This window comes from Massilia sp., assembly GCF_032106685.1.
Lineage (GTDB): Bacteria > Pseudomonadota > Gammaproteobacteria > Burkholderiales > Burkholderiaceae_D > Telluria.
Genome location: NZ_DAMCPG010000025.1, coordinates 53,766 through 73,366 on the forward strand (window position 1 = coordinate 53,766; position 19,601 = coordinate 73,366).

The window sequence follows — 19,601 nt, forward strand, 5'->3', positions numbered from 1 at the left end:
GGGGGCCCAAAAGAAACGAATGAACGCCTCATCGCTGATCGAGAGCCCGCCGTGGCGGCGGTTCCGATGGCGCTATATTGCCCGATCTATATTTCCTTGGCAACTATATTTGATGAAATGTATTGACATCATTTCACTTGAGCAACTTCACAGCGCGAGCGGCGGCCCTTCACGCTGCAGCTGTTCTTGCGTTTGCCGTCGCGGTCCCAGACCGCGACCTGCCATGCGTCCGGGCCGGTACGCTGCATCGTCATGAAGCCGAAACCGTCGATCCAGGAGCCCATCGCCTCGACCACGGCGCCCGGCGCGGGCTGCTGCCCGGGCGGCACGCTTTCCGGCAGCGGCACGATGTCCTCGGCCGTGCCCGAGAACCCGGCCACGAACTGGGTCGGGTGCGGGCTCGAGAAGCTGAGCTGTTCCCACAGGTGCACGTGGCCCGAGAGCAGCATGCTGATCGAACGCGGCAGGTAGCCGGGGTCGACGTCGCCGAAGGCGTCGAGCAGGCCGCGGTCGCCGCCGAACAGGGTGATGGCGCCGCTCTGCGCGTCGCGGTTGGCGCCGAAGGCGAACAGCGGATGGTGGTCGACGGCGATGTTGTAGGCCGCGCCGCGCGCCAGCTGCTCGACCTTGCGCCAGGTGTCGGCATAGCGGGCGCGGCGCGGGTCGGTTTTCGCCAGGCCCTTCCAGCTGGTGTTGGCGGTGTCGAACACGATCAGCTGGGCGTCGCCGCCGAGCGGCACGGCGTAGGGGTCGCTGTGTTCGCCCAGCGCGTCGTTCGCCGGATCGTCGCAGTCGCGCCCTGCCTCGAAGGGGCGCGGATCGAGGTAGCGCCACCAGCCCTGCCCGCCGCGCGTGCAGTTCTCGTGGTTGCCGCGCGCCAGCACCCAGGGCGCGGCCGCGAGCAGCTTGCGCGCCGGCGTGAAGAAGTCGGCGGCCCAGGCGTCGTAGCCGTAGCCGTAGGGGCTGCCGGCGCAACCGGGACGGTTCGTCGGGCACGGGTCTTCGCGGTAGTGGTAGTCGCCGACGTGGATCACGAGGTACGGCCTGAAGGCCGCGGCGCTGGCCGCCACCCGCGCGAAGGGAAAGGCCTCGGGGTCGTTACAGTCCTGGAATTCCTTGCCCTTCAGGCGGCAGCCGGTGTCGCCGATGACGACGATGCGTTGCGGGTCCGCCTTCGGCACCGGCAGCGCCATCTCCCCCACGCGCGCGGTGAAGGTTCCGGCCGGGATCGGCGCCTCGCAGGTCAGCACCGCCTTCGAGGGCGGCGTGTGCGGCTGGCCGGCGCGCGCCGGGATGCTCGACATCGGCACCCGCACCCGCATCGGCATCAGGTTGCCGTCGACCCGCAGCGGCGGACACGCGGACTCGGCGGTGATGACGCGGGCGGTGGCCTGGCCGTTCTCGCCGATCACGACGAAGGCCGATTCGATGCCCGGCGGCTGCGGCGCATAGCTGGCGCAGCCCGCCAGCACGGCGGCCGGCACCAGGACGGCGAGACCTGTCTTGAAACGCGATGTCATCGGGCTCGTTTTCATGGAGAGTGCTTCCCTGCAAAAGTGCCGAATGTATCACAGCCGTATGACCGGGCGGTGAATGCCGCGGCAGGCGGACGCCCTGCTTTCGCGCTTGCGAGTAGCATTTTGACAAGCACAACAATGTTGGAGAATGGCATGGGTGGCATTCCGCTGTGGTTGCAGGCCGGGTTCTGGGGATTGGTGGCGGGCGGCGCCCTGCTGGTCGGCGCCGCGGTCGGCTACTGGGTGAAGGTGCCGCCGCGCCTGATCGCCGCCATCATGGCCTTCGGCAGCGGCGTGCTGATCTCGGCCCTCTCCTTCGAGCTGATGGAGGAGGCCTACCGCAAGGGCGGCTTCGCCTCGACCGCGCTCGGCTTCCTGGCCGGCGCCGCGATCTACACCCTGGCCAACTGGCTGCTGTCGCGCCAGGGGGCGAAGCACCGCAAACGCTCCGGCGAACAGCAGCCGAAAGCGGCCGACAACGGCGGCAGCGGCATGGCGATCGCGGTCGGCGCCCTGCTCGACGGGATACCGGAATCGATCGTGATCGGCCTGTCGATGCTGGGCGGCGGCAAGGTCAGCCTGGTGGCGGTGTCGGCGATCTTCCTCTCGAACGTGCCGGAAGGCCTGTCGAGCGCGGCCGGCATGAAGAAGGCCGGCCGCTCGGCCGTCTACATTTTCGGCATCTGGGGCGCGATCGCCGCCGCCTCCGGCCTGGCGGCCCTGGTGGGCTATACCGCCTTCGAGAGCGTCTCCGGCGGCGTGGTGGCGGCCACCACGGCGGTGGCGGCCGGGGCGATCCTGGCGATGCTGGTCGATACCATGATTCCCGAGGCCTTCGACGAGGCGCGCGATTTCGCCGGGCTGATCACGGTGGCGGGGTTCCTGTCGGCGTTCGCGCTCAGCAAGATGGGCGCTTGAGCGTGCCTGGCAAAACCCCTGGTTCCGTCGACGGCAACAGCCCGGTACACTGAAGCGTATTGCCGGTCCGCTAACGGCGAAACCAGTCCTTCGCACAAGGGAAACCAGCGCATGAACACCGAGTTCGTCACTTCCGTTCCAAGCCTTCGCACCGAGCGGCTCCTGCTTCGCGCATACAGGCGCGAAGACTTCGATGCGTTCGCGGCGCATCTGGCCGATCCCGTCGCCGCGGCCCACCTGGGAGCGAACGACCGCCAGGCGGCCTGGCGCATCTTCTGTTCGCAGGCGGGGCTCTGGCTGATCCATGGCGCCGGATGGTGGACTGTCGAGGAAAAGGAGAGCGGTGAACTCGTCGGGAACGTCGGCGCCTTCTTTCGCGAGGACTGCATCGTAATGGAGCTGGGCTGGAATACCTATCGTGCCTGCTGGGGCCGCGGATACGCGAGCGAAGCGGCGGCGGCGGCCCTGCACCATGCGCTCGAGATCCGGCGCGAACCCAAGGTCAGGGCCGTCATCGCCCCGGCCAACGAATCGTCGCTGCGGGTCGCCAGGCGCCTTGGGCTGACGTACGAAGCGGACACCGAGATTCACGGCAAAGCGGTCGGCGTCTATACGCGTGAGCGGGGAAGCCCGGTCGGCTAGGCCGGCAGCACCGCGCGCGAAGCTGTTCGCCAGGTCCGCAATGGCGCGCTGGCGCACGTCACCGGCCCTGGCGCGCCGAATATCGTCACGCAAAAGTTGCAACTAATAGTAGACAGAAATATACTTCCTGGCGTAATAACACCTAGCTGCCGCTACCTCGGCAGCACAACAATTATTCCACTACCAGGGCTACCATGATCGGCAAATCTTCTCTTCTGGCCGCGGGCTTTCTGACCGCGATAGCGACGACGAGCGTTGCGGCGGCGGCGCCGTTTTTCCCGAAAAAATACACGCTTCCGGACGGGGATTTCACCAGCAAGACCGTCTGTGGACTCGAGAAGTGCGTGATCTACGGTAGCGGGACGCCTTTTCATCTGTATATCACTCCTTTCAGCCCGGATATCGAAAGCCCGATGGAGCCGATTTCGGCGGCGCGTGCGGTGATCGGTTACATGAGCGTCGATGCCAGCGGCGGCACGCCGCTTTATTGTTCGAAAAGCGGCACGCATCCGTTCAAGCCGGAAGATGTCAAATTCAAGCGTTCGGCGAGCGGCAGGGAGGTCGACTATACGCGCGACGTGAAGATCGCGATCGACGTCAGCGGCGCGGTGAAGGCGGATCTCGACAACATGAACGCACTCGGCCTGATCCCGCCCGGAAAACTCGACGATGTCAAGGCAACGCTGCAGGCAGCCTACCAGGGCGTCAGCGGCAGCAGCTATAAAGCCAAGGGCACGTTCTACGAATTCGCGCTTGCCGACAATGTGTATCGCGACCTGTGGCAGACGGACAAGTACAAGGAATGCGCCGATATGATCCGCCGCGGCGAAGGCAAGCTCATCAACGCCGCCGGCGTCTTGTGGCTGACGATCGATCTTACCCAAGGCACGACGAGCGCGGTCGCCGCGCAGGCCGAAACCAGGCTGAAAGCCCAAGGTGTCAGCTACGACGTGCATGCGGCCATGAGCCGGAATATTGCGGAAAGCCTGAAATCGCATACGGCGGATCTCTACCAGGTGTTGGTGTGGCACCTGATCGACAAGGATGCGATCAAGGCAATTCCATCGGTCTCGAGCGCGGGCGTGGGCCGCTAGGAGCGCCCGGAACAGGTCCGGGCGCGATCCCTTGCCTCTTCGCGCCCGCGCCGCCCCTGCGGCGCAGGCAAGGGGCGCGGACTAGACCCGGGGCGGATCCGTTTCCCGTTCGTACACCCGGTGCCGCACCACCGCCGCCTTGAAGGCGGCGAAGGCCACCGCGGCGTCGGCCTCCTCGGCCACCACCAGCCCCCAGTCCTCGCCGCCGTCGGGCAGCCGCGGCGGAATGCCGGCCGCCTGCAGCAGGGTCGCGCCGCTGCCCAGGGCCAGGATGGGTTTCAGGTGGCGGTACTGCTCGCGCACGAACTCGATCGCGCGGCCGTCGCGGCTGAGGGCCAGCATGGCGGCCTCGCCCGGCGGCAGGACCAGCGCGTCGTACATCACCGAGGGGCTGGTTTCCAGGGTGATCTCGACGTTCAGCGGATGGCCGTTGAAGGACTCGGCCTTGCCCAGGCGCTGGCCGACCAGGCGCGGCTGGGCGCCCTCCTTCAGCAAGGCCGCATACAGCTCGCGCACGATGTCGCCGTCGATGCCGGACGCCACCAGCAGCGCGATGCGGCGCGTGCGGATGCCGGTCTTGCCGGGCCGCGCCAGCAGCGACAGCGGCGGCGATGGCGGATAGTCGGGGATCGGCAGGTTGGTCGAAGGCGGCAGCGGCGGCGGCACCTCGATGCCGAGCTGCCCGGCGACGGCGGCGGCCAGGCCGGGGTCGATGTTCACCAGGCCGGCGACGATGCGCTCGCGCACGGCCGGGGTCTGGACCCGGAAGTGGCCGGCCTCGAACGCTTCCCACAGGTCGCGCCGGTGGAAGTCGGGGTCGGCGCCGGCCAGCTTCACCGCTTCGTTCCAGACCAGGGAGTGGGTGCCGGCAAGCGGCGACCAGTGGCACTTGCAGAAGCGCGACTCGCCCTTGCGTTGTCGCGTCCTGGATGAAGAACACCGGGATGTGTTGCCGACCAGGTCCCAGATGCCTTCGTCGGTATAGAACCTGGTGGCGAAGCCGCGCACGTCGCGCAGACGGCGGCGGCCCCGCTTTTTAGACCGTTTTTACGGCCGCCTGGCTAAGCTGGCCGGGCTGTTCGAAGCCTGTCGCCCCCGGCGGGCATGTCATCGATTCACCGGAAAAAACCAACATGAAAACCATCCTCCTGCTGGCCGCCAGCCTGGCCGGCATCACCGGCGCCGTCCACGCCCGGCAAGCCATCGACAACACCGCCGACGACGACGCCGCCATCGGCGCCAACGTCGCCCTCGTTTCCGACTACCGCTACCGCGGCATCTCGCAGACCCGCTTGCAGCCGGCGCTCCAGGCCGGCGCCGACCTTGTCGCCGCCTCCGGCTGGTACGCCGGCGCCTGGGCCTCGTCGATCACCTGGACGCGCGACGCCGGCGGCTCCGGCAGCGTCGAACTCGACCTCTACAGCGGCCGCCGCGGCGAACTCGGCGGCGGCGTCAGCTATGACGCCGGCCTGCTCGGCTACCTCTACCCATCCAACGGCCTGTCACGCCTGCCCGGCTGGGACAATGCGAACAGCGCCGAAGCCTACGCCCAGCTCGGCTACCGCGCGGCCACCCTGAAGTACTCCCACGCCTTCACCAACCTGTTCGGCATGCCCGGCACCCGTGGCAGCGGCTACCTCGATCTGAACCTGAGCCTGCCCGCCGGCGCGCGGACCACGCTGACCCTGCATGCCGGGCGCCAGCGCGTGCGCCACCTCGGCGCGGCCAGCTACACCGACTGGAAGGCGGCCGTGGCCCACGACGTCGGCCCGGCCACGCTCACGCTCGCGGCGGTCGGCACCAACGCCAGCGAGAGCGCTTATGCCTCGCCGGCCAACGGCAAGTTCCTCGGCGGCCGTGCACTGGTGGTGACGCTGGGCCGTACCTTCTGAAGCGGGAACGCAGCGTTTTTACGCGTTGTTTACAGCGGCGGGGCAGCTCTTTATCCCATCTTTAGGCGCCCCGCCTTACGCTTCCCACAACAAAAACAAGCGAAAGCACCCCATGGATCTTGTCTTTATCGGCCTACTTTCCAGCTTCACGGCCCTGTCCTGCCTTCTCTGCGCGCTCTGTGCGCGGCTGGAGGGCAAACAATGAACATCCTTTATCTCGGCGCCGCCGTTGCGGCCGGCGCCCTGCTGGTCTACCTGGTGGTGGCCCTGTTCAAGGCGGAGGACCTGTGATCACCGTCCAATCCTTAACGCTGCTGGCAGCCTTCCTCCTCGTCCTGCTGGTCCTGGCCTGGCCGCTCGGCGCCGTCCTGGCCCGCGTCGCCGGCACGGGCCCCGTCCGCGGGCTTGGCTTGCTGGGTCCGCTCGAACGCCTGGTCCTGCGCGCCGCCGGCCCCGCTGCCGGCGCCGAACAGGGCTGGCGCGCCTACGCCCTGGCCGTGATGCTGTTCAGCGGGCTCGGGGCAGTCTTCACCTACGCGGTGCAGCGCCTGCAGGCCTGGCTGCCCTGGAATCCACAAGGCCTGCCCGCCGTATCGCCCGACTCGTCGTTCAACACCGCCATCAGCTTCGTCGCCAACACCAACTGGCAGGGCTATGGCGGCGAACAGACCATGAGTTACGCCACCCAGATGCTGGCGCTGGCCGGGCAGAACTTCTTCTCGGCGGCGACCGGCATCGCCGTCGCGTTCGCGCTGATCCGCGGTTTCGCCGCCCGCTCCGGCGCATCGATCGGCAATTTCTGGCGCGACCTTACCCGCTCGACCGTCTACGTGCTGCTGCCGCTGTCGCTGCTGTTCTCGCTGTTCCTGGTCAGCCAGGGCGTGATCCAGAACCTCGACGCCTACAAGGAGGTGGCCGTGCTGGATCCGGTCTCCCATTCCCAGGTGCAGCCGGACGGGAGCGTCGCCGAGGTGACCGCCCGCACCCAGCTGCTGGCGATGGGGCCGGTCGCTTCGCAGGAAGCGATCAAGCTGCTCGGCACCAACGGCGGCGGCTTCTTCAACGCCAATTCCGCCCACCCCTACGAGAATCCGACCGCGCTGGCCAATTTCGGCCAGATGCTGGCGATCTTCCTGATCCCGGCCGCGCTGTGCTTCGCCTTCGGACGCATGGTCGGCGAACCGCGCCAGGGGTGGGCGATCCTGGCCGCGATGACGCTGATGTTCGCGGTCGCCGCACTGGCCGCCGGCGCCGCCGAGCAGCAGGCATCCCCGGTGCTGCACTCGCTCGGCGTCGACCAGGCCGCAAGCGGCCTGCAGGCGGGCGGCAACATGGAAGGCAAGGAAGTGCGCTTCGGCGTCGCCGCCAGCAGCCTGTTCGCGGTCGTCACCACGGCCGCCTCCTGCGGCGCGGTCAACGCCATGCACGATTCCTTCATGCCGCTGGGCGGCATGGTGCCGCTGGTCCTGATGCAGCTGGGCGAAGTGGTGTTCGGCGGCGTCGGCTCCGGCCTGTACGGCATGCTGGTGTTCGCCATCCTGGCCGTGTTCGTGGCCGGCCTGATGATCGGCCGCACCCCGGAATACCTGGGCAAGAAGATCCAGGCTTTCGAGATGAAGATGGCTTCGCTCGCGATTCTCGCGGTGCCGGTCCTGGTGCTGGCCGGGACCGCGCTTGCCTCGACGAGCGCCGCCGGCCGCGCCGGCATCGCCAACCCGGGCGCCCACGGCTTCACCGAGGTGCTGTACGCCTTTACTTCGGCCGCCAACAACAACGGCAGCGCCTTTGCCGGCCTGTCGGCGAATACGCCCTTCTACAACACCATGCTCGGGATCGCGATGTGGTTCGGCCGCTTCGCCGTCATCGTGCCGGTGCTGGCGATCGCCGGCTCGCTGGCCGCCAAGCCGCGCCTGCCGCCGAACGCCGGCACCCTGCCGACCCACGGCCCGACCTTCGTGTTCCTCCTGGTCGCGATCGTGGTCCTGGTCGGGGTGCTGAACTACGTCCCCGCGCTCGCCCTCGGGCCGGTCGCCGAGCACCTGCAGCTGTTCGCACGCTAAACAACGTCCCGCCGGCGGCCCGCGCCGCCGGCACACCTCTGGAGTACGAGATGTCATCCAATCCCACGTCGGGCAAGGCCTTGCGCCTGTTCGACCCGCAACTGCTGCTGCCCGCCGTCGGCGGCGCCTTCGCCAAGCTCGACCCGCGCGTGCAGCTGCGCAGTCCCGTCATGTTCGTGGTCTACGCCGGCAGCATCGCCACCACCTTGCTGTTCTTCCATGCGCTCGCGGGCGGCGGCCAGGCCGCGCCCTCCTTCACCTTGGCAATCGCGGCCTGGCTCTGGTTCACCGTGCTGTTCGCGAACTTCGCCGAGAGCCTGGCCGAAGGCCGCAGCAAGGCGCAGGCAGCCGCGCTGCGCGGCTTGCAGGGCGCGACCATGGCCAAGAAACTGGCCGCGCCGCGCCATGGCGGCGGCTGGCTTCCCGTTCCGGCGACCGATCTGCGCAAGGGCGCGGTGATCCTCGTCGAAGCCGGCGACGTGATCCCGATCGACGGCGAAGCGATCGAGGGCATCGCCTCGGTCGACGAAAGCGCCATCACGGGCGAATCCGCGCCGGTGATCCGCGAGGCCGGCGGCGATTTCTGCGCCGTCACCGGCGGCACGCGCGTGCTGTCGGACTGGCTGGTGGTGCGCGTGACCGCCAATCCGGGCGAGACTTTCCTGGACCGCATGATCGGCATGGTCGAAGGTGCAAAACGCCGCAAGACCCCGAACGAGATCGCCCTCTCCATCCTGCTGGTGGCGCTCACCATCGTGTTCCTGGTGGTGACCGCGACCCTGCTGCCCTTTACGCTGTTCGCCGCCGAGGCCGCGGGCGGCGGCCAGCCGGCGACGCTGACCACCCTGATCGCCCTGCTGGTCTGCCTGATCCCGACCACCATCGGCGGCCTGCTCTCGAGCATCGGCGTGGCCGGCATGAGCCGCCTGATGGGCGCCAACGTGATCGCCACCTCAGGCCGCGCGGTGGAAGCGGCGGGCGACGTCGACGTGCTGCTGCTCGATAAGACCGGCACCATCACCCTCGGCAACCGCCAGGCCAGCGCTTTCCATCCGGCCCCCGGGGTGGACGAGCGCGAACTGGCCGACGCGGCCCAGCTGGCGTCGCTGGCCGACGAGACGCCGGAAGGCCGCAGCATCGTGGTGCTGGCCAAGACCCGCTGCGGCATCCGCGAGCGCGCGCTGGGCGAGCTGCACGCCGCTTTCGTGCCCTTCACCGCCCAGACCCGCATGAGCGGCGTCGACCTTGGCGGCCGCACGATCCGCAAGGGCGCGGCCGGCGCGCTCAGGGCGCACGTCGAGGCGCTGGGCGGCAGCTGGCCGGCGGCGGTGGCGCGCAGCGTCGAGGATGCGGCCCGCCGCGGCAGCACGCCGCTGGCGGTCGCAGACGGCGCCCGCGTGCTGGGCGTGGTCGAACTCAAGGACGTGGTCAAGGGCGGATTGCGCGAGCGCTTCGCGGCGCTGCGCCAGATGGGCATCGAGACCGTGATGATCACCGGCGACAACCGCCTGACCGCCGCCGCGATCGCGGCCGAGGCCGGGGTGGACGACTTCCTGGCCGACGCCACGCCCGAGGACAAGCTGGCCCTGATCCGCAGCCACCAGGCCGCAGGCAGGATGGTCGCGATGACCGGGGACGGCACCAACGACGCGCCGGCGCTGGCCCAGGCCGACGTCGCCGTGGCTATGAACTCGGGCACCCAGGCGGCCAAGGAGGCCGGCAACATGGTCGACCTCGACTCGAACCCGACCAAGCTGCTCGAGATCGTCGAGATCGGCAAGCAACTGCTGATGACGCGCGGCGCGCTGACCACCTTCTCGATCGCCAACGACGTCGCCAAGTACTTCGCGATCATCCCTGCCGCCTTTGTCGGCGTCTACCCGCAACTGGCGGCGCTGAACGTGATGGGGCTGTCCAGTCCCGACTCGGCCATCCTGTCGGCCGTGGTCTTCAACGCCCTGATCATCGTGGTCCTGATTCCGCTGGCCTTGCGCGGCGTGGCCTACCGGCCGGTCGGCGCCAGCGCCCTGCTGCGCCGCAACCTGCTGGTGTATGGCCTGGGCGGCCTGCTGCTGCCCTTCGCCGGCATCAAGCTGATCGACATGCTGCTTGCCTTCTTCCATTTCGCCTGAATTTCGCCTCAGTTGGAGTTCCCATGCCATCCACCATCCGTCCCGTCCTCGCCGTCTTCGCGGCCCTCACCCTGCTCTGCGGCCTGGCCTATCCGCTGGCCGCGACAAGCCTGGCCCGGCTCCTGATGCCGCACCAGGCCGGCGGCAGCCTGGTCGAACGCCAGGGCAAGCCGGTCGGTTCCAGCCTGGTCGGCCAGTCCTTCACCGCGCCGGGCTACTTCTGGGGCCGGCCTTCGGCCACCGCGCCGATGCCGAACAACGCCAACGGTTCGGGCGGCGCCAACCAGGGCCCCCTGAACCCTGGCCTGAAGGACGCGGTCGCCGCGCGCATCGCCGCTTTGCGCGCGGCCGATCCGGGCAATGCCGCCCCGGTCCCGGTCGATCTCGTCACCGCGTCCGCCAGCGGCCTCGATCCGCACATCAGCCCGGCCGCGGCCCTCTACCAGGCCGGCCGCGTGGCGGCCGCCCGCAAGCTGCCGCGCGAGCGCGTGCTGCAACTGGTCGAGGCGCATACCGAGCGCCCCTGGCTTGGCCAGTTCGGCGAAGCGCGCGTGCACGTGCTGGCGCTGAACCTGGCGCTCGACATGTCGGCAAACACCTCAGCCGGGATGGCGCCCGGGCTGGCGCACGAAGCCCGGATAGCGGATACTCGCTGAGATGATGAGCCGCCCCGATCCCGACGCCGTATTGGCCCACATGCGCGCGCAGGAAAGCCGCGCCGCGCGCGGCAGCCTGCGCATCTATTTCGGCGCCTCGGCCGGGGTCGGCAAGACCTTCGCCATGCTGCAGGATGCCGGCAAGCTGGCGGCCCAGGGCCGCCGGGTGCTGGCCGGCGTGGTCGAGACCCACGGCCGCGCCGACACCGCCGCGCTGCTGGCCGGGATCGACGTGCTGGCGCCGCGGCGCCTGGCCTGGGGCGGCAGGGAGCTGCCCGAATTCGACCTCGACGCCGCGCTCGCGGCGCGCCCCGACCTGATCCTGGTCGACGAACTGGCGCATTCGAACGTGCCCGGTTCGCGCCACCCGAAACGCTGGCAGGACGTCGAGGAGCTGCTGGCCGCCGGCATCGACGTCTTCACCACGGTGAACGTCCAGCACCTGGAAAGCCTGAACGACGTGGTGGCCGGCATCACCGGCATCGCGGTCGGCGAAACCGTCCCCGACAGGGTGTTCGACGACGCCGACGAGGTTGTCCTGGTGGACCTGCCGGCCGACGAATTGCTGGGCCGCCTGCGCGCCGGCAAAGTCTACCAGGGCGAGCAGGCCGAACGGGCGTCGAACAACTTCTTCCGCAAGGGGAACCTGATCGCCCTGCGCGAGCTGGCCCTTCGCCGCACCGCCGAGCGCGTCAAGGAAGACGTGCGCGCCTGGCGCGTCGCGCAGGCGATCGCGCCGGTGTGGAAGACCGACGGCGCCCTGCTGGCCTGCGTCGGTCCCGGCAATGGCGGCGAACAGGTCGTGCGCAACTGCGCGCGCCTGGCGGCCCGTCTCGATTGCGCCTGGCACGCGGTCTACGTCGAGACGCCGGCGCTGCAGCGCCTGCCGGCGAGCCGGCGTGAAGCGGCGCACGGCGTCCTGAAACTGGCCGAGGAGCTGGGGGCGACCACCCAAGTGCTGCCGGACGCCGACGTGGCCCAGGCCCTGCTGGCCTATGCGCGCACCCACAACCTGGCGCGCATCGTGCTCGGCCGCGCGGCGCCGGGCCGCTTCCCGCGCTGGCGCGCCGGCCTGCACGCGCGCCTGGCGCGGCGCGCGCCGGACATCGACCTGATCGACGTCGGCGGCGCGGCGCCGGGCAAGCGCGTTCGCGGCGCGCCAGGCTCTGCGGCGCCTGCCGCGCCGGCCCCGGACCGGCGCCGCCGGCTGCGCTACCTCTGGGGCGGCCTCGCCGGCCTGGCCGCGGCCCTCGCGTTCACGCCGCTCACTCACTGGCTGGCCCTGGCGAACATCGCCATGCTGTTCCTGCTGGTGGTATTGCTGGTGGCGGTACGCTTTGGACGCGGGCCTTCGGTGCTGGCCACCTGCGTCTGCGTGGCCAGCTTCGACTTCTTCTTCGTCCCGCCGCGCTACGACTTCGCGGTCTCCGACGTCCAGTACCTGATCACCTTCGGCGTGATGCTGGCGGTCGGCCTCATCACCGGCCAATTGACCGCCGGCCTGCGCTTCCAGGCGCGCGTGGCGCGGCGGCGCGAGGCGCGCGCCCAGGCGCTGTACGAATTTGCGCGCGAACTGTCGGGTGCGCTGCAGAACGAGCAGGTGCTCGAGACCACGCGCGCCACCATCGCGCGTGCCTTCGGCGCGCGCGCGGTCCTGCTGCTGCCGGGCGCGGACGGCAAGCTGATTCCGGACGCCGGCGCGCCGCTGGACGGCTTCGACCCCGGGGTCGCCCAATGGGCCTACGACCGCGCCAGTCCAGCCGGCCACGGCACCGATACCTTGCCGGGCAGTCCGCTGTTCTACCTGCCGCTGGTGGCGCCGATGCGCACCCGCGGGGTGCTGGCGATCGCACCCGAAGGCGGCCGCTGGCTGCCGCTGCCCGAGCAGCGCCGCCAGCTCGACACCTATGCCGCCCTGGCGGCGATCGCGCTCGAACGCGTGCACTACATCGAGGTGGCCCAAGGCGCCCTGGTGAACATGGAATCCGAGCGCCTGCGCAACTCGCTGCTGGCGGCGCTGTCGCACGACCTGCGCACGCCGCTCACCGCCCTGGTCGGCCTGTCCGAATCGCTGTTGCGCGCCGAGCCGCCGCTGGCCGCCAGGGAGCGCGAGAGCGCCCAGGCCCTGCACGAGGAGTCGCGCCGTCTCGCGGTGATGGTGACCAACCTGCTCGACATGGCGCGCATCGAGAGCGGCGCCATCCGCCTGAACCAGCAATGGCAGGCGCTCGAGGAAGTGGTCGGCAGCGCCCTGCGGCCGCTGCGCGCCGCGCTTGGCCCGCGCAAGGTGGCGACGCGCATCCCGCTTGAGCTGCCGCTGCTGCGCTTCGACGCCGTGCTGATCGAGCGGGTGCTGGCCAACCTGGTCGAGAATGCGGCAAAATACACGCCCCCTGACAGCACGGTGACGATCGCGGCGCGCGTGCGCGAGGATTGGGTCGACGTCACGGTGAGCGACGACGGCCCGGGCCTGCCGGCCGGACGCGCGGATCTGTTCGAGAAGTTTACCCGCGGCCAGCAGGAATCCCACCTTCCCGGCGTCGGCCTGGGCCTGGCGATCTGCCGCGCCATCGTCGAGGCCCACGGCGGGCGCATCGGCGCCGCCCGCGCCGCCGGCGGAGGCGCCGCGATCACCTTTTCGCTGCCGCGCGGGACGCCGCCCACCCTCCCCGACCTCCACCCGCCTGAGCTGGAAACCGACACTGGAAACCAACCATGAATGAAGCACGACCGACCGCCCTGCTGGTGGAAGACGAACCGCAGATCCGCCGCTTTGTCCGGACCGCGCTGGAGCAGGAGGGCTGGCAGGTCCACGAGGCCGGAGAGCTGAAACGCGCCCTGATCGACGCCGGCACGCGCCGGCCCGACCTGGTCGTGCTGGACCTCGGCCTGCCCGACGGCGACGGCGTCGACTTCATCGCCGAGGTGCGCACCTGGTCGGGCATGCCGATCATCGTGCTGTCGGCGCGCGACGCCGAGCAGGCCAAGATCCGGGCGCTGGATGCCGGCGCCGACGACTACCTGACGAAGCCTTTCGGCACCGGCGAACTGCTGGCCCGCATCCGCGCCACCCTGCGCCGCCAGCGCGCGCCCGAGGCGGCCGACAACACGGTGCGCTTCGGCGACGTCGAGGTCGACCTCGCCGCGCGCATCGTCAGCAAGAACGGCGTGCGCGTGCACCTGACGCCGCTCGAATACAAGCTGCTCGCGGTACTGGTGGCGAACGCCGGCAAGGTGATGACCAATCCGCAACTGCTGCGCGCCGTCTGGGGGCCGGCGAATGGCGAGAACGGGCATTACCTGCGCATCTACATGGGCCACCTGCGCCACAAGCTGGAAGACGAGCCGGCCCAGCCGCGCCATTTCGTCACCGAGACGGCGGTGGGCTACCGGCTGGTGCTGGCGCCCTGATCCGGACTGCCGCGCCAGGGCTTACAATACCGGCTTCGGAAACATGAGGCGGTAATGAAAGCACTGAAAGTTCCGTACGCGGAAAAAGACGAAGCCAAGGCGCTCGGCGCCCGATGGAATCCCACCCGGAAGAGCTGGTACGTGCCGGACGGCGTGGCGCTCGAGCCCTTCGCGCGCTGGCTCGCCGGCGGCGCCGACGCGGCGGCCGAGCCGTCTTCGCGCGACGCGCGTGCAGCCAAGCCGGTCACCGGCACGAACTATATCGCGCTGGAGCACGCCTGCAATCCGTTTGAAGAGTGCCCCGCGTGCCGCCCGAAGCTGGTCGACAGCGGCTGGCTGGAAGCGCACCAGGCGGTGCGCAAGCTGCTGGCGGGGCTGTGAGCGGCCTACCCATGGGTGAGGGGGCGCTGCCCCAGCCCGGCAATCCTGCCCAGCGGGGTCGCCTGGCGAGCCATTCGGCCGCTGACAAACCGGTGGGCACGGGGCGCCCACCCTACGAATTCGGCGTCCCGGTCCAGGGTCGATACGAATTCGGCGTCCGGATCCACGATCGATACGAATCCGGCGTCCGGGTCCACGATCGACCGTAGGGTGGGCGCCCCGTGCCCACCGCTCGCCGCACAGCGGCGAATCACTTCACCCGCTGCTTCTCCAGCTTCCTGGCCAGCGTGCGTCTGTGCATCCCGAGCCGGCGCGCCGCTTCCGAAATATTGAAGTCGGTCTCGGCCAGCACCGCGTGGATATGTTCCCACTCCAGCGTCTTGATCGAGGTCGAGCGGTTGGTCACCTCGACGTCGGTGCTGCCGGCCACGTGGCCGAAGGCGGCCTCGATGTCGTCGGTGTTCGAGGGCTTGGCCAGGTACTGGCAGGCGCCCAGCTTGATCGCTTCCACCGCGGTGCCGATGCTGGCGAAGCCGGTCAGCACCACGATCAGCATGGTCGGATCGTGGGCGTGCAGCATCTGCACGCAGGACAAGCCCGACGCATTTCCCTTCAGTTTCAGGTCGACCACCGCGTAGCCGGGGTTGTGGTCCTTCAGCACCTCGGCCGCTTCCTCGTAGCCGGGGGCGTGCAGGACCTGGTAGCCGCGCCGCTCGAAGGAGCGGCCCAGGGTGCGGGCGAAGGCCTCGTCGTCCTCGACGATGAGCAGGACCGGCGTGTCAGACATGCTCGCCCTCCCCGCCCAGGGAAATCGCGGCCAGCGGGATCGTCAGCGTGACTTGCGCCCCGCCCTCCTCGCGGTTGCGCGCCACGACGGCGCCGCCCAGGGTGCGCGCCACGTTCACCACCAGGAACAGGCCAAGCCCGCCACCGGAACGGCCCTTGGTGCTCTGGTAGGGCTTGCCGAACTGGGCCAGCACGCCCGGCGCGAAACCGGCGCCGCGGTCCAGCACGACGAGGGTCAGGATGCCGTCCTCGACGCTTGCCACTAGCCCGACCCAGCCGGTCGGCGAGGCCTCCAGCGCGTTGTCCAGCAGATTGTCGATGCTTTGCTTCAGCGCCGAGTCGAACACCACCGGGATGTCGTCGACGATGCGGTTCTCGTACTCGAAGTCCTTGACCGGGCGGCTGTCTTCCCAATCCTCGGCCAGGCCGTCGAGGAAGGTGTGGATGGTGGTGCGCAGGGCCGACTCGCCGCGCGCCTTGCCGGCCGAGAGCAGGATGCCGCTGACGATGGACTTGCAGCGCTGGAGCTGGGTCTGCATTTCGCCGATCTCCTCGAGCAGCACCGGGCTGTTGCGGAACTCCGGCATGCGCTTCCAGTCGCCCAGGATCACCGACAGCGTCGCCAGCGGCGTGCCCAGCTCGTGCGCCGCGCCCGACGCCAGCAGGCCCATGCGCACGATGTGCTCTTCCTCGGCCGCGCGCTGGCGCAGCTCGGCCAGCTGGGCCGCCTTGGCGCGCACGGTGCCGCTGATGCGCGAGACGAAGATCACCAGCAGGCCCGCGTTCAGGGCGAAGCAGATCAGCATGCCCTGCACGTACAGGCTGGCGATGCCGCGCGCATGGTCGAAGGGCAGCGCGAGCGGCTGGGCAAACACCGCCAGCAGCCCGAGGCAGACCAGGGTGACGACGACGATGGTCCAGGTCGACCAGGCTTCCAGCAGCACCGCCGAGATGATGATCTGCAGCAGGTAGAGGAAAGCAAAGGGATTGGTGGTGCCGCCCGAGAGGTAAAGCTGGACGGTGAGCGTCGCCACGTCCACCAGCAGGGCCATGAAGATCTCGGCGTTCGACACCGGTTTCTTCTCGTGCCAGCGCAGGTGGCTGGCGATGTTGAACGCGATTAGGCAGGCGAGTACCTGCAGCATGTGCACCAGCGGCAGGTTGATGTCGAAGAGCAGGATCGCGCCGGCGATGGTCGTCACCTGGCCGACGACGGCGATCCAGCGCAGCTCGATGAGCTGCAGCATGTTCTGGTGGCCGGCGACGTATTCGACGTTCGCCTCGAGCGCGGGTGCGATCGACGGCGTTATTTTTGTTAGTAGATCAAACTTTACTGCCATTGTTGTCGGGCCTGGCGGCCTCCCCTTTTGCGCCGGAGCGCGCAACATACCACCAAGCACCGGCAACCATCAAGGCCAGAGCATACCAAGTGATCGCATACACGAGGTGATTGTTTTGAAAGGAGATGACCGTCAGGCCGCCGACCGGCTGGTCCGGGGCCCCGGAAGGGTCCTGGCCGCGGGCGGCGTCGACGAAGAACGGAGCGACCAGCTGGCCGCCATTCGAGGGGGTGTCGGACAAGCCGCGCGCGGCGGCGATGGCCGCGACGTCGCGCGAGAACCAGCGGTTGCGCGCCGGGTCGTTATCGCGCAGGAAGCCGCCGCCCGGCTCGGCGATGCGCAGCAGGCCGGTCAGCGTGTGCGCCGGACCGGTGGCGGCGGCGCAGGGGTTGCCCTCGGCGCGGCGCGCGGGATAGCGCTGCGCGGTATTGCCGGAGGCGGGAATGAAGCCGCGGTTCACCAGGACGATGGTGCCGTCGGTGGTGCACAGGGGAGTGAGAAGCCAGAAGCCGGCGCCCAGTTCGGACACCGCCTGGACCGGCGTGGTGTAGTCGTAAAGATAGCGGCCGGCGAGACGCAGGTGCCGGTATTCGTCGGACTCTTTCGATACCTGAGCCCAGCGTTCGGGTGCGGGCGGGGAAACGGGAGCCGCGCCCACGCGCGACTCCACACGTTCGATCAGGGCCAGTTTCCACTGCAGGCGAACCACCTGCCAGGTCCCCAGCCCCGCGAACAGCACGATCAGGAGCAGCCCGAGGATCGCGAGGATCGCCCGGCCCAGGCTGCGGGGCCGGACGGCTGCTTGACCGTGCATCGACATCATTGCATGTCGTGCATGCCGTGACCGGTCACGGCGGCGGCGTCGCCCATGCCGGGCATCATGTTGGCGTTCATGTGGTACATGACCCAGATCGAGCCCGAGAGCACGATCACCAGCAGGATGAGCGTCAGGATCAGCGCCATCATGTTCCAGCCGCCTTCCGATTTCGCGTTCAGGTGCAGGAAGTAGACCATGTGCACGACCAGTTGGACGGCGGCGAAGCCGAGGATGACGAATTTGGTCGTCTCCGGCGGCAGCACGTTGCCCATGACCAGCCAGAACGGGATCACGGTCAGGATCACGGCCAGCACGAAGCCGATCGTGTAGTCCTTCAGGCTGTAGTGCACGCCCGGCTCGTCGCCATGGCCGTGGCCATGGAGGGCGTCGTTGTGGTGGTGGGCGCTCATGGCAGGACTCCCATCAGGTAGACAAAGGTGAACACGAAGATCCAGACGACGTCCAGGAAGTGCCAGAACATCGACAGGCAGGACAGGCGGCGCATGTTTTCAACCGACAGGCCGTGCTTGCCCAGTTGGAACATCAGCGTCACCAGCCACACGATACCGAACAGCACGTGCAGGCCGTGGGTGCCGACCAGCGAGAAGAACGCGGTCAGGAAGCCGCTGCGCGAGGGACCTGCGCCTTCGTGGATCAGGTGGTAGAACTCGTACAGTTCCAGGCCCAGGAAGCACAGGCCGAGGACGCCGGTGATGCCGAGCCAGAGCTGGGCTGCGCCCAGCTTCTTGGCCTGGGCCGAGATCATCGCGAAGCCGAAGGTGATCGACGAGACCAGCAGGAAGGCCGTGTTGATGGCCACCAGCGGCAGGTCGAACAGTTCGGCCCCGGTCGGGCCGCCCGCGTAGTTGCGGCCCAGTACGGCGTAGGTCGCGAACAGCGAGGCGAAGATGAGGCAGTCGCTCATCAGGTAGATCCAGAAGCCCAGCAGGGTGCCGTTCTCCGGATGATGCTCGCGCACGTGGTACTCGCGCGCGGCGGCGCCGCCGACGGCGCCGTTCATGGTGGTTGCGTGATTGTTAGACATGAGCTTCCAGCAATTTAGTACGTGCGTTCTCGGTACGGGTCACTTCTTCGGCCGAGATGTAGAAATCGCGCTTGTAGTTGAACGTGTGGACGATGATCGCGGCCATCATGGCGACGAACGACACGCCGGTCAGCAGCCACATGTGCCAGATGATCCCGAAGCCCATCACCATCGACAGCGCGGCGATCACGAAACCTGCCCAGGTGTTCTTCGGCATGTGGATCTCGACGTAGTCGTTCAGCGGACGCTTCCAGCCGTTCTTCTTCATGTCGGCGAAGCTGTCGTTGTCGTACACCACCGGCGTGAAGGCGAAGTTGTAGTCAGGCGGCGGCGACGAGGTCGACCATTCCAGGGTACGGCCGTCCCACGGGTCGCCGGTGACGTCGCGCAGCTGGTCGCGGTTCTTCCAGGTCATGAACAACTGCATCAGCAGCGCGCCGATACCGCCGGCGATCATCAGGGTGCCGAACAGCGAGATCATGAACAGCGGCTGCAGTTCCGGATCTTCGAAGTGGCTCATGCGGCGGGTGACGCCCATGAAGCCCAGGATGTACGGCGGCATGAAGGCGAACCAGAAGCCGATCGACCACAGCCAGAACGAGACCTTGCCCCAGAACTGGTTCAGCTTGACGCCGAAGGCCTTCGGGAACCAGTAGTTGATGCCGGCGAACAGGCCGAACAGCACGCCGCCGATGATCACGTTGTGGAAGTGGGCGATCAGGAACAGCGAGTTGTGCAGCACGAAGTCGGCCGCCGGGATGGCCAGCATGACGCCGGTCATGCCGCCGATCACGAAGGTCAGCATGAACGAGATCGTCCACATCATCGGCAGCTCGAAGCGGATGCGGCCGCGGTACATGGTGAACAGCCAGTTGAAGATCTTCACGCCGGTCGGGATCGAGATGATCAT

The 19,601-nt window shown here is 68.6% G+C and carries 18 protein-coding genes and 1 pseudogene; 11 read left to right on the forward strand and 8 right to left on the reverse strand.

The annotated features are described in order from the left end of the window. Positions 1 to 128 precede the first annotated feature (128 nt). Positions 129 to 1,520, reverse strand: a complete 1,392-nt coding sequence (locus RT688_RS14690; protein ID WP_313705598.1) for a metallophosphoesterase — start codon at positions 1,518 to 1,520, stop codon at positions 129 to 131. 150 nt (positions 1,521 to 1,670) lie between these two features. Between RT688_RS14690 and RT688_RS14695 the strand changes: the two genes are divergently transcribed. The 3 genes from RT688_RS14695 to RT688_RS14705 all read left to right on the forward strand — a co-directional run bounded on the left by RT688_RS14695 (position 1,671) and on the right by RT688_RS14705 (position 4,171). Beyond that, entirely contained in the window at positions 1,671 to 2,435 is a 765-nt protein-coding gene (locus RT688_RS14695) for a ZIP family zinc transporter (protein WP_313705599.1), read from the forward strand. 111 nt (positions 2,436 to 2,546) lie between these two features. Then, positions 2,547 to 3,077 (forward strand): GNAT family N-acetyltransferase, encoded by a 531-nt coding sequence (locus RT688_RS14700; protein WP_313705600.1) that lies wholly within the window; start codon positions 2,547 to 2,549, stop codon positions 3,075 to 3,077. A 194-nt stretch (positions 3,078 to 3,271) separates the two neighbouring features. Beyond that, entirely contained in the window at positions 3,272 to 4,171 is a 900-nt protein-coding gene (locus RT688_RS14705; protein WP_313705601.1) for a hypothetical protein, read from the forward strand. Between the two features lie 81 nt (positions 4,172 to 4,252). Here RT688_RS14705 and RT688_RS14710 read toward each other — a convergent pair. After that, a pseudogene (locus RT688_RS14710) lies at positions 4,253 to 5,188 on the reverse strand (catalase); the annotation flags it as partial. 116 nt (positions 5,189 to 5,304) lie between these two features. On the opposite strand from RT688_RS14710, the gene RT688_RS14715 reads away from it, so the two are divergent. The 8 genes from RT688_RS14715 to RT688_RS14750 all read left to right on the forward strand — a co-directional run bounded on the left by RT688_RS14715 (position 5,305) and on the right by RT688_RS14750 (position 14,703). Further along, a complete protein-coding gene (locus RT688_RS14715; protein WP_313705603.1) occupies positions 5,305 to 6,063 on the forward strand; it encodes a TorF family putative porin in 759 nt (252 codons plus the stop codon). Positions 6,064 to 6,264: 201 nt separating this feature from the next. After that, positions 6,265 to 6,354 carry a potassium-transporting ATPase subunit F gene (locus RT688_RS14720; protein WP_313705604.1) on the forward strand — a complete coding sequence of 30 codons (90 nt, stop codon included), beginning with the start codon at positions 6,265 to 6,267 and terminating at the stop codon, positions 6,352 to 6,354. Further along, positions 6,354 to 8,123 (forward strand): potassium-transporting ATPase subunit KdpA, encoded by a 1,770-nt coding sequence (gene kdpA / locus RT688_RS14725; protein WP_313705616.1) that lies wholly within the window; start codon positions 6,354 to 6,356, stop codon positions 8,121 to 8,123. The genes RT688_RS14720 and kdpA overlap by 1 nt, the downstream gene beginning before the upstream one ends. 50 nt (positions 8,124 to 8,173) lie before the next feature. After that, positions 8,174 to 10,255, forward strand: a complete 2,082-nt coding sequence (kdpB, locus tag RT688_RS14730; RefSeq protein ID WP_313705605.1) for a potassium-transporting ATPase subunit KdpB — start codon at positions 8,174 to 8,176, stop codon at positions 10,253 to 10,255. Between the two features lie 23 nt (positions 10,256 to 10,278). Next, entirely contained in the window at positions 10,279 to 10,911 is a 633-nt protein-coding gene (kdpC, locus tag RT688_RS14735) for a potassium-transporting ATPase subunit KdpC (RefSeq protein WP_313705606.1), read from the forward strand. Position 10,912: 1 nt separating this feature from the next. After that, complete coding sequence (locus RT688_RS14740; protein WP_313705607.1) at positions 10,913 to 13,630, forward strand: DUF4118 domain-containing protein; 2,718 nt, start codon at positions 10,913 to 10,915, stop codon at positions 13,628 to 13,630. After that, positions 13,627 to 14,322 carry a two-component system response regulator KdpE gene (gene kdpE / locus RT688_RS14745; protein ID WP_313705608.1) on the forward strand — a complete coding sequence of 232 codons (696 nt, stop codon included), beginning with the start codon at positions 13,627 to 13,629 and terminating at the stop codon, positions 14,320 to 14,322. The genes RT688_RS14740 and kdpE overlap by 4 nt, the downstream gene beginning before the upstream one ends. 54 nt (positions 14,323 to 14,376) lie before the next feature. Beyond that, positions 14,377 to 14,703, forward strand: coding sequence for a DUF5710 domain-containing protein (locus RT688_RS14750; RefSeq protein ID WP_313705609.1), 327 nt, complete (start codon positions 14,377 to 14,379; stop codon positions 14,701 to 14,703). Between the two features lie 250 nt (positions 14,704 to 14,953). Here RT688_RS14750 and RT688_RS14755 read toward each other — a convergent pair whose 3' ends face one another. The 6 genes from RT688_RS14755 to RT688_RS14780 form a co-directional block, all read right to left on the reverse strand. Beyond that, positions 14,954 to 15,490, reverse strand: a complete 537-nt coding sequence (locus tag RT688_RS14755; protein ID WP_313705610.1) for a response regulator transcription factor — start codon at positions 15,488 to 15,490, stop codon at positions 14,954 to 14,956. Next, the gene (locus RT688_RS14760; RefSeq protein WP_313705611.1) at positions 15,483 to 16,829 is read right to left on the reverse strand and encodes an ATP-binding protein; all 1,347 of its coding nucleotides are present in this window, start codon (positions 16,827 to 16,829) and stop codon (positions 15,483 to 15,485) included. Before RT688_RS14760 ends, RT688_RS14755 begins: the two co-directional genes overlap by 8 nt. After that, entirely contained in the window at positions 16,813 to 17,652 is an 840-nt protein-coding gene (locus RT688_RS14765) for an SURF1 family protein (protein ID WP_409521921.1), read from the reverse strand. Before RT688_RS14765 ends, RT688_RS14760 begins: the two co-directional genes overlap by 17 nt. After that, the gene (gene cyoD, locus RT688_RS14770; RefSeq protein WP_313705613.1) at positions 17,649 to 18,056 is read right to left on the reverse strand and encodes a cytochrome o ubiquinol oxidase subunit IV; all 408 of its coding nucleotides are present in this window, start codon (positions 18,054 to 18,056) and stop codon (positions 17,649 to 17,651) included. The genes RT688_RS14765 and cyoD overlap by 4 nt, the downstream gene beginning before the upstream one ends. Next, a complete protein-coding gene (gene cyoC, locus RT688_RS14775) occupies positions 18,053 to 18,691 on the reverse strand; it encodes a cytochrome o ubiquinol oxidase subunit III (RefSeq protein WP_409521922.1) in 639 nt (212 codons plus the stop codon). The genes cyoD and cyoC overlap by 4 nt, the downstream gene beginning before the upstream one ends. Continuing rightward, positions 18,684 to 19,601 (reverse strand): cbb3-type cytochrome c oxidase subunit I (locus RT688_RS14780; RefSeq protein WP_313705614.1); only part of this gene is annotated, 918 nt, incomplete at its 5' end. The genes RT688_RS14780 and cyoC, both read right to left, overlap by 8 nt.

Bases quoted from the DNA above. Each gene is read 5' to 3' on its own strand.
- kdpB (WP_313705605.1), top strand. From the start codon at position 8,174: ATGTCATCCAATCCCACGTCGGGCAAGGCCTTGCGCCTGTTCGACCCG.
- RT688_RS14750 (WP_313705609.1), top strand. From the start codon at position 14,377: ATGAAAGCACTGAAAGTTCCGTACGCGGAAAAAGACGAAGCCAAGGCG.
- RT688_RS14720 (WP_313705604.1), top strand. From the start codon at position 6,265: ATGAACATCCTTTATCTCGGCGCCGCCGTTGCGGCCGGCGCCCTGCTG.
- RT688_RS14740 (WP_313705607.1), top strand. From the start codon at position 10,913: ATGATGAGCCGCCCCGATCCCGACGCCGTATTGGCCCACATGCGCGCG.
- RT688_RS14765 (WP_409521921.1), bottom strand. From the start codon at position 17,652: ATGATGTCGATGCACGGTCAAGCAGCCGTCCGGCCCCGCAGCCTGGGC.
- RT688_RS14705 (WP_313705601.1), top strand. From the start codon at position 3,272: ATGATCGGCAAATCTTCTCTTCTGGCCGCGGGCTTTCTGACCGCGATA.
- kdpE (WP_313705608.1), top strand. From the start codon at position 13,627: ATGAATGAAGCACGACCGACCGCCCTGCTGGTGGAAGACGAACCGCAG.
- cyoD (WP_313705613.1), bottom strand. From the start codon at position 18,056: ATGAGCGCCCACCACCACAACGACGCCCTCCATGGCCACGGCCATGGC.
- RT688_RS14690 (WP_313705598.1), bottom strand. From the start codon at position 1,520: ATGACATCGCGTTTCAAGACAGGTCTCGCCGTCCTGGTGCCGGCCGCC.
- kdpC (WP_313705606.1), top strand. From the start codon at position 10,279: ATGCCATCCACCATCCGTCCCGTCCTCGCCGTCTTCGCGGCCCTCACC.
- RT688_RS14695 (WP_313705599.1), top strand. From the start codon at position 1,671: ATGGGTGGCATTCCGCTGTGGTTGCAGGCCGGGTTCTGGGGATTGGTG.
- RT688_RS14715 (WP_313705603.1), top strand. From the start codon at position 5,305: ATGAAAACCATCCTCCTGCTGGCCGCCAGCCTGGCCGGCATCACCGGC.
- RT688_RS14760 (WP_313705611.1), bottom strand. From the start codon at position 16,829: ATGGCAGTAAAGTTTGATCTACTAACAAAAATAACGCCGTCGATCGCA.
- cyoC (WP_409521922.1), bottom strand. From the start codon at position 18,691: ATGTCTAACAATCACGCAACCACCATGAACGGCGCCGTCGGCGGCGCC.
- RT688_RS14755 (WP_313705610.1), bottom strand. From the start codon at position 15,490: ATGTCTGACACGCCGGTCCTGCTCATCGTCGAGGACGACGAGGCCTTC.
- RT688_RS14700 (WP_313705600.1), top strand. From the start codon at position 2,547: ATGAACACCGAGTTCGTCACTTCCGTTCCAAGCCTTCGCACCGAGCGG.